Genomic DNA, 11,183 nt, shown 5'->3' on the forward strand with positions numbered 1-11,183 from the left:
CCGTACAGGTTGATCTGTTTGCAGCTTGAGGGCGAACCTTAGAGACGCAACGGTCATCAAACACCTGTGTCGTGACCGTTTCGAACAGAAGGTAAGCGATGAATAGTCTAGTGCGGAGTATTGCAACACTGACGTTGGGTGGGTTTCTGGGGATGGGAATGGCCAGCATGGCCCACTCCCAAAGCGCTTCAATGCCTACGGATCGTGACCTCATGCTCGCGGGTGCCAGTTCACCGGGCATGCTCGACAACAGCAACAATAACCCCTACAACAGCCCCATCCGTCGCGCCAATCCCAATAGTCGGCAAGGCACAGAATCCAGTACTCCTCCGGTGCGCGGGCCGAACACCGTCCCCAACCCGCGACCTCCGACCCTGGAGAACGGCGGCATTGGCAATGGTTACCCGACCCGCCAGCAACCCTCCGGGGGCGTGAAGAAAATCCAGCGCGGGGACCTGAATTGAACCGCACACCGCGGAAAACATTGATCGCGACACTCTGCGTCAGCGCCTTGTTCAGCGTGCCCTTGATGGCGTTCGCTGCTCAATCGCAAAAGCTCAACAGTGAATTGGGGGCGGTCAGTGTCAGTGAGGTGGTGAAAGGTCTGGATCACCCTTGGGCGTTGGCGTTCTTGCCGAACAAGCAGGGCATGTTGGTGACCGAGCGGCCAGGCAATCTGCGTATCGTGTCCGCAGACGGCAAATTGTCGAAACCGCTGTCGGGCGTACCGAAGGTCTGGGCGAAAGGGCAGGGTGGTTTGCTTGATGTAGTGCTGTCCCCCGACTTCGCCAATGACCGTTTGGTTTACGTCTCGTATGCCGAGGGTGGCGGCGAGGGCGGGACGGCTGGCACGGCTGTCGGTCGTGGCCGGCTCTCCCTCGACATGAGCAGGCTGGAGAGCTTCAACGTGATTTTTCGTCAGGAACCGAAATTGTCGACGGGCAATCACTTCGGCTCGCGGATGGTCTTCGACCGCGACGGCTATCTGTTCATCACCTTGGGCGAAAACAACGACCGTCCAACGGCTCAGGATCTGGACAAGCTGCAAGGTAAGGTCGTGCGTATCTTCCCCGACGGTAGAGTGCCTGAGGACAATCCCTTTGTCGGGCAGCAAGGGGTACGACCTGAAATCTGGTCCTATGGCCATCGCAACCCGCAAGGCGCGGCGCTGAACCCCTGGACCGGCGCCCTCTGGACCCATGAGCACGGGCCAAGAGGCGGGGATGAAATCAACATCATCGAAGCCGGCAAGAATTACGGCTGGCCGATAGCAACCCACGGCATCGACTACACCTTGCAGCCGATCTCGGAAGCCAAAGGCAAAACCGTAGAAGGCACCGTGCCGCCCAGGCATGTCTGGGAAAAATCCCCGGCCATCAGCGGCATGGCGTTCTACGATTCTGATCGCTTCAAGCCTTGGAACCACAACCTGTTTATTGGCGCGCTGGCAGCGGAGACGTTGATTCGCCTGCAATTCGATGGCGACAAAGTCGTCCATGAGGAGCGTTTGTTGGGCGAGTTGAAAGCACGAATCCGCGACGTGCGGATGGGCCCGGATGGGTACCTGTATGTGCTGACAGACTCGGATGACGGGGCGTTGTTGAAGGTGGGGCTGGAGTAAGCCTTTTCGCGAATGAATGTGCTTCCACAGAATTATGAACAATCTGTGGGCGCGAATTCACTCGCGAAGCATTGTGTCAGGCGCAGAAAATTGGCCGGGCAGCAATGATGCTCACTCAGGTATCTTGCTTGTCTTTCAGTACTTCACCTGTCTTGGCGTCCAGGTCTACATCCCATTTGACGCCTTTAGCGTCGACCATTTCGGTTTGGTAGATGTAGCGACCGTAGGAGCTTTCCAGTTCGGTGCTGTGCAGGGTTGCGCCAGGGTGTTTGACCAGCGCTGCTTTGTTCAGCACTTCGAAGTCCATTACGGTGCCAGCCTTGTGCAAGCGCACGATTTCATCGGGACCGATATCCGCTTGTGCGAGGCCCGCTACAGCCGTCAGGGCGAGGGTGGCGAACATGGCATTCAAGGTTTTCATTGGATTTTCCTTTGGGTTCAACTGTTTGATTGAGTCCAGAGTAACCCCCCAGACTTAATTCAGGCTTAATTGTCTCCGGTTTTCTGAAAATACCTTCCTGCCATGACGACGGTAACAGGGATATTTCCGTGCAAGGGCAAGCGGCCGCACTCAATCCGCTCGCAGTTGAATGACTTCTCGATAGGGTGTGTGGACAAGGCAATGATCGAACTCAAACCGGCATTCATCGACGATATACCGCGCCTGTGGGCGCTCAGAACCCGCGCGGTGCGGGTCAGTTGCGCCAGCCATTACTCGCCGGCACAGATCGACATCTGGAGTGCGACGACCGCGCCAGAGACGTACCTCCGACTGATTGCCAGCCAAGGCGCGTTGATCGCCGAAGAGGATGGCCAACTGCGGGGCTATGCGATCCTCGACCTGCAAACCGGTGAAGTCGATGCCATCTTCGTCGACCCGGACCATGGCGGAAAAGGGATCGGTAAGCAATTGCTGCAGGGCATCGAGGCGCTGGCGTTACAACACGCATTCAGGCGCTTGCACCTGTTTGCCTCGCTGAATGCTGTTGCGTTCTATCAGGCGGCTGGCTTTATCGCGATCAGGGACGAGGAATACGTCCATCCCAGCGGCATCATCTTGCGCAGTCTGTACATGGAGAAAGTGCTGCCAGAGCCGGCGGTTACGCCGGGGCAGTAAGAGAGGGGACGACGTCCTTGTCGAAGCGCCTGTGAGGCTCTGTATCTACGAAGCCAAAGCGCTTCTCTCCCGTCCGCTGCTGACTTCAAACTGGCCCACCAGTTTTTGCAGTTTGTTGGCATTCAGGCGTACGGTTTCCGCGCTGCTTTGCAGCACAACCACGGTCTGGCGCATCTCGCCTGAGGCCAGGTCGACGCGCTTGATGGTCTTGCCATAATCCAGGCTGCGGTCGCTGAGCTGCTGGATGATGCTGATCATGCTTTCCACCTCATGGTGCAGCTGAGCGTTTTCCGATGAAGCGTCCTCGGTCGTGCGCAGGTGGTTGTCGACGTCTTGCACGCCGCTTTCCATGAAGGCCACGGCTTGCTGGGTTTCGCTTTGCAGCCCCTCGACCATGTGTTTAATGTCATCGGCGGCACTGGCGGTTCGGATGGCCAGGCTGCGTACTTCATCGGCGACTACCGCAAAACCACGACCGTGCTCACCGGCGCGAGCGGCTTCGATGGCGGCATTGAGCGCCAGCAGGTTGGTCTGATTGGTGATGTTGGTGATCAGACCGACGATATTGCTGATCTGCGCCATCCTGCTGTCGAGCAACTGCACACTGGAAGCCGAGCGCTCGACCACGTCGCGAATCGACTGGGTGCCGACGCGGACCGCCTCAAACTGCTCGCGAGCACGCCGTACCACGTTGTCCATGGCCTGCTTCATCTGCTCGGCCGTCAATGACGCCTGGTTGATTTCGCCCAGTTGCCCCTCGACGATCAACATCATGCGGTTTACCGCTTCAGCCACTTCGGTGGAGGTAAAACCGGCTTCCTGGCTGCTGCCGAGCATGAGCGCGTTAGTTTTGCCCATGCTTTTGGAGGCGTGAATCACCTGACCGACCACCGCATCCAGATTGTCGATGAAGCTGTTGATCCAGCGGCTCATGTCACCGGTTTCGTCGTTGGCCATCTTCTTGGTATCAAGGCGCTGACGCAGGTTGCCTTCGCCTTCAGCGATGGTGCGAATCACTTGCGTCATGTCACTCAGGCGCACCGCCAGACGTTTGGGCCCGAACGACGAGAACAGCAGGGCGGTGATCGCCATGCTGAATATCTCGATGCCGTCGATTTGCAACTGACCCAGGCCGCTGTAGTGCTGGACCAGATAATTGCAGGTGAACAGGCCGCCCATGGTGGCCAGGTAGGGCTTCATCAGGCCGTAGCTCAGAGAGCGGCGCCGATAGACTTCCTCCAGATCGGCTTCACACATCATGCCCCAGCGATCCGCCGAGCCGGGCAACTGGAAGGTCACGCCTTTGCCAATCACCGGGATGTGCCGGTAGTCGGAATAGCCGGGATAGGTGACGAACAGATTGGAGCCGCTGCGAATGGTTTCGCGCACGCCGGGGTGCAATTGTTGAGTGGCGGGATCAATAAAGCGCAATTCGAGCTCGGTGTGACGCTGGATCTGCACCGGGCCCCAAGCCGTGTGTACGCCCGTCTTGAGGTTTTCCCCGTGGGTAAACGCGTTGTCCTCGAAGCGCGAGCGTGACAGTGCGATACCGGGTTGCAGGGTGCGGTCGAAACCGGCCTTGACCATGAACAGGTAGTTATCGCCAGACTCGGGGTAGATATGCCCGGCTTCGCGCTGGATCAAATCCCCAAGCACATCGTTCGGCACCCGTCCGCACAGGCAACCCAGCACTTTGCCATCGAGCAAGAGCGGCTGATAGAACATCAGGGTGACTTCGTCATGGAAGCGTGAGGACGACGGGCCAATCTTCAAGGTCAATGGATCGCTGTAGGGGCCGTGCAAGAAAGGCTTTTTCAGGCCTTCTGCCAGTGCGCGAGGGTCCAGGTCTTTGGCTTTGCAATGCGCCGGCCATGTCGAGGCAAGCACCTCGCCCTGAGTATCGACGACAAAAAGCTCGGAAAAGTCTGACGCCTGGCTGAGCTTCTCTACCAGTACCGAGGCGTCGATCCGGGTGAGGTCGCGTGCGACGTTGGTGCTCAGCTCGCTCAAGTGTTCCCAGTACTCTTGAGCCCAATGCTGGAGCAATTTGACGCGGGTTTCGGCGATTGACTCGAACGTGCCTTCGATTACCGAGTAAGTGGACTTGTTCATGCGACAGGAGCGCCTCATGGCCAGTTTTCCTGTCTTGCCGAACCAGGGCAGCCAGTGCTTTTCCGCGGTGGATAGCTGCATTGAATCACTGTGCAAGGTCATGCCGGACTCCTTAAACAACGGCATCAAAGATGCCGGCGAACACGCAAGGACCGAGCCATTCCGTGAAATAAGTGTTTTTTTTACAGAAATACAGGCTTATTAGCCGTTTTATGGCGCTTTACCCTATTTAAGTGTCGTTTTTGTGCTCTATAGAAGTGCGCTTTCTGATAAGCGTGCCCGGCAGAGGGCGCAGCCCATCACGTGCACTTTGCTATGCTTCGTGTCCTGCGCCCGGGCGAAAAGCGTCGCGTGACAGTTTCAAAGGAGCGGCCTGTCGTGACGGTCGAGCCTTAATCACTTCACGTTCTGGATTGCTCATGACAGCCATTATCCGACCACGCCTCCAGCCGCTGTCCCGGGCGGACTACACAACCCTGGGCCTTGCGGCGCTGGGTGGGGCGCTGGAAATCTATGACTTCATCATCTTTGTGTTCTTCGCGCTGACCTTGAGTCAGCTGTTTTTTCCGCCTGACATGCCTGAATGGCTGCGCTTGCTGCAAAGCTTCGGCATTTTCGTCACCGGTTACCTGGCGCGGCCGCTGGGCGGCATCCTGATGGCGCACTTCGCTGACCGATTGGGCCGCAAGCGCGTGTTCAGCCTGAGCATTTTATTGATGGCACTGCCATGCCTGCTGATCGGGGTGATGCCGACCTATGCCCAGATCGGTTACTGGGCGCCGCTGATTCTGTTGGCTCTGCGTATCCTGCAAGGCGCCGCAGTGGGTGGCGAGGTCCCGAGCGCCTGGGTGTTCGTCGCCGAGCATGCGCCCAGAGGCCATCGTGGCTATGCGTTGGGCGTGCTACAAGCCGGGCTGACGTTTGGCTATTTGCTGGGCGCGCTGACGGCGACCTGGCTGGCGCAGGTGTTCAGCCCTGCGGAAATTCTCGATTACGCCTGGCGCATTCCGTTTTTGCTGGGCGGCGTGTTTGGCGTGGTGGGTGTCTGGCTTCGGCGCTGGTTGAGCGAAACCCCGGTGTTCATGGCCCTGCAGGCCCAGCGTGAAGCCCAGCCCGAGTTTCCGTTGCGAGCGGTGCTGCGCGAGCATCGCCAGGCATTATTACCTGCGGCGTTGCTGACGTGCGTGCTGACCTCTGCGGTGGTGGTGCTGGTGGTGATCACCCCGACAGTGATGCAGCAACGATTCGGCATGACCGCCAGCCACACGTTCGCCCTGAGCGCTCTGGGGATTGTTTTTCTGAACATCGGCTGCGTCCTGGCCGGTCTGGTAGTGGATCGTTTCGGCGCCTGGCGCGGCGTGGTGCTGTACAGCCTGCTGTTGCCGCTGGGGATCGCATTGTTGTATGCCTGCCTGATTGGCGGCTGGCTCTCCCCCGGCCTTGCCTATGCCATCGCGGGGTTGTCCTGCGGCATCGTCGGCGTGGTGCCGTCGGTAATGGTCGGGCTGTTCCCGGCGCATATCCGTGTGTCGGGTATTTCCTTCACCTACAATATTGCCTACGCACTCTGGGCCAGTACCACGCCGTTGATGTTGATCGCACTGATCCCGTGGAGCCCGTGGGTATGCGTAGGTTATTGCGCAATCATGGGTGTCGTGGGTGTGCTGACGGCGACTTTTTTCGGCCTGCATCGAGGCGTTGAAGTTGATGGTGTCATGGCAGTAAGAGCCGCACGCTGAGGACCTTTCGAGGCAACCGAATGCGTCATAAAATAAGGCATCAGTGAGCAGCGACGTCGGGAGGCAGAAACCGCCTCGACCGACAGGCCCTCCTTAAAGACGGCCAGCTGCGTCTGATCTGCCGCAACGAACGGACGTGGTCTTCAGTTGACCAAGCGGCGTACCTGTCTTTGTAAGCCGAACCTATCTTCGTAAAAAGGAGAATGGACATGAGCGTCAAAGCAATCCCGGAGGGCTTCCATAGCCTGACCGTGTACATGGGCGTCAAAGATGCAGCCAAGGCCATCGAGTTTTACAAAAAGGCATTTGGCGCCACTGAGAATTTCCACCTCAATAACCCGGACGGTAAAGTCGGGCACGCTGACATTCAGATCGGTGATTCCAGGCTGATGCTCGCCGATCCGTGTGATCAGGGCGGGTTCAACAGCGCCGATCCGATGAGTAAAACTCCATTTGGCATGTACCTGTATGTGACCGACGTCGACACGCAATTCAAGCGCGCCGTCGAGGCAGGGGCCACGGTCGTGAGTGAGGTCAAGGATCAGTTTTACGGTGACCGTTCTGGCGCGGTGAGAGATCCTTTTGGACACTTGTGGTTCATCGCTACCCACAAGGAAGACCTGACGCCCGAGCAAATCGGCAAGCGTGCCGAAGTGGCCTTCAAACAAATGCAGGCCTGACGGTCCCCGCAATACTCAGCACGTCGCCAGTCTGACCTCCGTCAGCTCGGCGTGCTGGCCTGCGACATCCCTCGGCAAACCGCCATGCTCGACAACAGAAGTGCTGTTTTGTTACAGCGTTATTTGTAACAGATGATTGTAATTATCATTCCTGAAGTTTATTCTGCCTGTCTATACAACTGATATCGAAATGCTTCTGCGCGTTGAGGGTTTACCCGGTGGGGTAAATGATCGATGAGGATTTTTTTTGCGCAGATTTTATGTGCGGCGTTAGTGTTTGACCTACGTGTTAGGTCCTATTTTATTGTAGGAATATTCTCTAAGTGCCAAGTGCTGTAGCGAACAGTCGTAAAAATATGTCTGGTATTTATTTGTGCGAAAACATTCTAAATAAATGGGTCGATGTGCCGACTTACTGTTTAAGGTCAAGAAAGGAGGCGGTAAGACGCTTTCTGTCTGTGTGTGTCGGATGCTCAATAATAAAAGGCTTGAAACCTATGCGGGTAACACGGAGAGAGCGTGATGTCCTGTCCCTTCTGCTGCGCGGTAAAACCAACAAGCAAATCGCGGAGGCCCTTGGTATCAGCGGCTACACCGCTCGTGATCATGTCTCGTCTCTGCTGAAAAAAAATGGAGTCAAGACCCGTGCAGCGTTAATGGCGCAGTATATGTCCAAACAAGATTCAAAATAACCGTGACCCCCTACATCTGTAGGATTGTGTGTGAAGTCAGGGTGTTCATAATACTAATCGCTGAATCCATATCGGGCGTTGTGACGGTCTGAGTGCGGGTCGGTGCTATTGACGATCGTCAATATTAGTTATCAATTTACTGTTTGGAGTGTGTTTATCTTGGCAGGCATTCGGCTGCCTTGAATAAGCGTTAATACTCACATTGTCGACTAACGATAATGGCGTGTGTTGAACGCGTATTTACTTATTCACTCGCAGGGTCGAGGGTGTTTCTTTGCTGGTCGGCAGCAGTGGGACAATGAGTGAATGCAAAGAAATACAAAATCAGGACGTCTTCTTAATAACAAGTGGAGTAACCCTCGTGAATGTTTCCATGACCGCGGCTGATGCAACCGTCTATACCCCGCAATGGATCGACTTCTGCAATATCGATGAGTGTTTGCCGATGGACTGCTCGCAGTTGGCGGCTCGACAGGCCAGGTTGTCGAAACCTGAACTGCAGGACCTGCAAGGGAGAATCGTGGGGCCGCGAGGTATTTTGGCCGCTTTTTCCATTCAGGTGGCTGAGCAGGGGCGGCAGGCGCCCTACCTTCAAATATTGCCTGAAAGCACTGACCCAACGCGGCTGATGCTGGCTGAAAAAGCGCTGGAATTTGCACTGGGTTGCCAGCAGCGTCGAGCGTCTGGCGAGAACCCTTTCGCCGACCTGCCAAGGGCTTCGCTGTGCTGCATCGTTTATGACGATTTAGGCCCCTATAACCTTGCTGAGCGTTATGCCGCGAGTGAAGAACTTCGGACCTTCGATGGCCAGTTTTTCGCCCGCCTGATCGCGACAACCCATGAAACGGTTGAGCGAAGGGTGGTCTTTAAAGGCCTGCTTGAACATTTCGACGCCTTGCTGCCAGTAGAGCAGAGCATTTATCCGGAGGGCTATCGGGACGTGCAGCAACGCTATCTGGAGCGCGAGGAGCGGCTCTACGGCACGCTGACTCTGGACAAACCACTGAGTGAAATTTTTGCTGAACAAACACCCGAAAGTCTGCTGGTAAGCCTGGGTGCACGCGGATGAACGCATTCAACTGACACCAAGCGCTCGTTATCCAATGCCAACCGAACGTCACCGTTCTCAAGATCTCAAGATCAATCAATGGGGGGACCAGAATTCGGTACTAGACTGATTAGGTACTTTATTGGGGGCGCCCCCCAAGCCTTGTAGCGGTCGGGACATCGGCTCCGGGGGCTTGGGATTATCCAGTCACTCGATCAAGGAACCCTGTCATGCACACTCACGAGCAAAAAACCGAACACAAGTCCTACTCCAAACCCGATGAAGTCCGGGAGTTTGGTCACGGTAAAGCTGAAATCCTCAAAATCGGCGACGCAGAAGTCGGCCGATATACCTTCGAGCCCGGTTGGCGCTGGTCAAATGACATCAAGCCTCTGGCCAAAACAGCCAGCTGCCAGGCGCCGCATTTCCAGTACCACGTCGCGGGCAGAATCGCCATTCGCATGGATGACGGCACAGAGTTTATCGCCGGACCCGGAGACATCACCTCGTTGCCCCAAGGCCATGATGCCTGGGTCGTTGGCAACGAAACGGTCGTGCTGGTCGACTGGTTTGGCGCAACCAACTACGCCAAGAAGGCTTGATCTTGTTCGAAGCGAGGGTAAAAGGGGCGGTTCATTGATGATCAATGAGTCAGCCCCTTTTGCAATTGTTCGGGCACGAAATGAGCTTTGTATCTAGAGTTCGAGGATCGTCCATCCCTTTGCTAAAGGATTGCCTCATGACCAAAGGATTGTTCAGCCCCGGTCCTGCGTACGCCATCCTCCTCTGTGCACTCCTGCCATTCACCCTTCACGCCAGCGAACCCCTGCACGTCTTCACAGGCACACTGGGCAATATGCCGATTGTACTGGAGCTGGACCTGAGCGATCCGATGGTGGTCAGCGGTCGGTACTTCTACGAGGAGTACCACAATGACTTGCCACTCAGCGGCGTCTTGAGCGGGAAGGATCTCACCCTCGAGGAGGGCCTGGATGACAACAGCGGCAAAGTGCTTCCCGAGCTGCTCCTTCATCAAGGCGCACAATCAGACTGGCAAGGTGAATGGAGAGGCCCGGAGGGTAAAACCCTCATGGTTGAACTGACCGAAACACAAGTACCGCCACCGCCTGAAGGTACTGAGGCGGGTTGGCAGACGATCTATCAACAGTCACCCTACGATTACCTGCGCCTGCAAGGCTTGCCGCTCCAGCCGGACAGGATGCAGACCTTCATGGGCTACACCCTGCAATGGTGGACGGAACCGGAATCCAAACTCTCGTTGTTCGAGATCACCTCGGGCTATACACCGGAGCAGCGTGATCGCATCAATCAACAACTGCGCGCCCGTCTGTGGAATGAAGTGGTCAGTTACCACGCCTGCCTGCTCCAGGGCAGTCGCTTCGGCGCCGACTTTCAGCAAACGGTCACGCCCGAGCTGCTGTCGCCCGGCATCGTCAGCGTGAATATCTTCACCCGCTACAACTGTGGCGGCGCACATCCTGACTTCGGCGACTCGCCGATCAGCGTCGATGTGAACACGGGAAAATCGCTGTCGCTGGAAGACGTGCTCTGGATCGGTAAAGGCAAAGCCTTCCATTACGATGATCGCGAGGACGCCAACGGAAAAGACTCATCCAGCGTGAGCTTTGACACCTTCTCTAACTACCGCAACAAGCAGTTCGCGCCCTGGATCGTGAGCCAGCTGAAAATCTCCGCCCCGGAAAAAATGAAAAAACCGGCAACAAAAGACCAGGACTGCAACTTTAGCGATCCGAACATCTGGAGCTTCCCGGCCTGGTACTTCAAACCCGGCGGCCTGTACTTCGGCCCATCCTTCGCCCGCGTGATGCGCGCCTGCGAAAGCCCGGAGTGGTCGGTGGTGCCTTACAGCGAAATTAAACAACACCCCGGCGGCATGGCGCTGGATTTACCGGACTAAGGCTCGCGCACCTCGATCCAACACCCGCCAGCAGGCGATCATGGCTCAAACCTGTCGGAAGCCCGTGCCGGGCTTATTCGCAGACAAGTCAGCTCCTACAAATAATGATCTATTTCAGATGGTTACCGATTGTTTGATAGGACTGTCGCGCAGCAAGCCGGGTCAAGGTAGATACCGTCTTGACCCTCAATGAGCAAGCGCCAGTTTTGGGTCAAACGGCTTCCCCGACTTAAGC

Annotated in this window: 12 protein-coding genes; 10 read left to right on the plus strand and 2 right to left on the minus strand. The window is 56.5% G+C overall.

The genetic code is table 11. From position 1 onward, the window contains the following. The first annotated feature begins 98 nt into the window (after positions 1-98). Both K0F75_RS25025 and K0F75_RS25030 read left to right on the plus strand, forming a co-directional pair. Complete coding sequence (locus K0F75_RS25025) at positions 99-464, plus strand: hypothetical protein (RefSeq protein WP_219064647.1); 366 nt, start codon at positions 99-101, stop codon at positions 462-464. A gap of 65 nt (positions 465-529) precedes the next feature. Beyond that, complete coding sequence (locus K0F75_RS25030) at positions 530-1,621, plus strand: PQQ-dependent sugar dehydrogenase (protein ID WP_219064656.1); 1,092 nt, start codon at positions 530-532, stop codon at positions 1,619-1,621. Between the two features lie 115 nt (positions 1,622-1,736). Here K0F75_RS25030 and K0F75_RS25035 read toward each other — a convergent pair whose 3' ends face one another. Beyond that, positions 1,737-2,042 carry a PepSY domain-containing protein gene (locus K0F75_RS25035; protein WP_219064648.1) on the minus strand — a complete coding sequence of 102 codons (306 nt, stop codon included), beginning with the start codon at positions 2,040-2,042 and terminating at the stop codon, positions 1,737-1,739. 201 nt (positions 2,043-2,243) lie between these two features. On the opposite strand from K0F75_RS25035, the gene K0F75_RS25040 reads away from it, so the two are divergent. Then, positions 2,244-2,738: a GNAT family N-acetyltransferase gene (locus K0F75_RS25040; RefSeq protein ID WP_219064649.1), complete on the plus strand. Its 495-nt coding sequence runs from the start codon at positions 2,244-2,246 to the stop codon at positions 2,736-2,738. Positions 2,739-2,783: 45 nt separating this feature from the next. On the opposite strand, the gene K0F75_RS25045 is transcribed toward K0F75_RS25040, so the two are convergent. After that, complete coding sequence (locus K0F75_RS25045; protein ID WP_219064650.1) at positions 2,784-4,952, minus strand: methyl-accepting chemotaxis protein; 2,169 nt, start codon at positions 4,950-4,952, stop codon at positions 2,784-2,786. On the opposite strand from K0F75_RS25045, the gene K0F75_RS25050 reads away from it, so the two are divergent. From K0F75_RS25050 to K0F75_RS25080, 7 genes are all read left to right on the plus strand, one after another. Continuing rightward, the gene (locus K0F75_RS25050; RefSeq protein WP_219064658.1) at positions 4,867-5,055 is read left to right on the plus strand and encodes a hypothetical protein; all 189 of its coding nucleotides are present in this window, start codon (positions 4,867-4,869) and stop codon (positions 5,053-5,055) included. The genes K0F75_RS25045 and K0F75_RS25050 overlap by 86 nt on opposite strands. A gap of 214 nt (positions 5,056-5,269) precedes the next feature. Next, positions 5,270-6,589 (plus strand): MFS transporter, encoded by a 1,320-nt coding sequence (locus K0F75_RS25055; RefSeq protein WP_219064651.1) that lies wholly within the window; start codon positions 5,270-5,272, stop codon positions 6,587-6,589. 209 nt (positions 6,590-6,798) lie between these two features. Then, positions 6,799-7,269: a VOC family protein gene (locus K0F75_RS25060; protein WP_219064652.1), complete on the plus strand. Its 471-nt coding sequence runs from the start codon at positions 6,799-6,801 to the stop codon at positions 7,267-7,269. Positions 7,270-7,766: 497 nt separating this feature from the next. Further along, positions 7,767-7,961 carry a LuxR C-terminal-related transcriptional regulator gene (locus K0F75_RS25065; RefSeq protein ID WP_219064657.1) on the plus strand — a complete coding sequence of 65 codons (195 nt, stop codon included), beginning with the start codon at positions 7,767-7,769 and terminating at the stop codon, positions 7,959-7,961. 274 nt (positions 7,962-8,235) lie between these two features. Beyond that, positions 8,236-9,030, plus strand: coding sequence for a hypothetical protein (locus K0F75_RS25070; RefSeq protein WP_219064653.1), 795 nt, complete (start codon positions 8,236-8,238; stop codon positions 9,028-9,030). Positions 9,031-9,239: 209 nt separating this feature from the next. Then, entirely contained in the window at positions 9,240-9,611 is a 372-nt protein-coding gene (locus tag K0F75_RS25075; protein ID WP_219064654.1) for a cupin domain-containing protein, read from the plus strand. Between the two features lie 137 nt (positions 9,612-9,748). Further along, entirely contained in the window at positions 9,749-10,948 is a 1,200-nt protein-coding gene (locus K0F75_RS25080) for a hypothetical protein (protein WP_219064655.1), read from the plus strand. The last annotated feature ends 235 nt before the right edge of the window (positions 10,949-11,183 follow it).

The organism is Pseudomonas sp. UMAB-08 (assembly GCF_900095225.1).
GTDB lineage: Bacteria > Pseudomonadota > Gammaproteobacteria > Pseudomonadales > Pseudomonadaceae > Aquipseudomonas.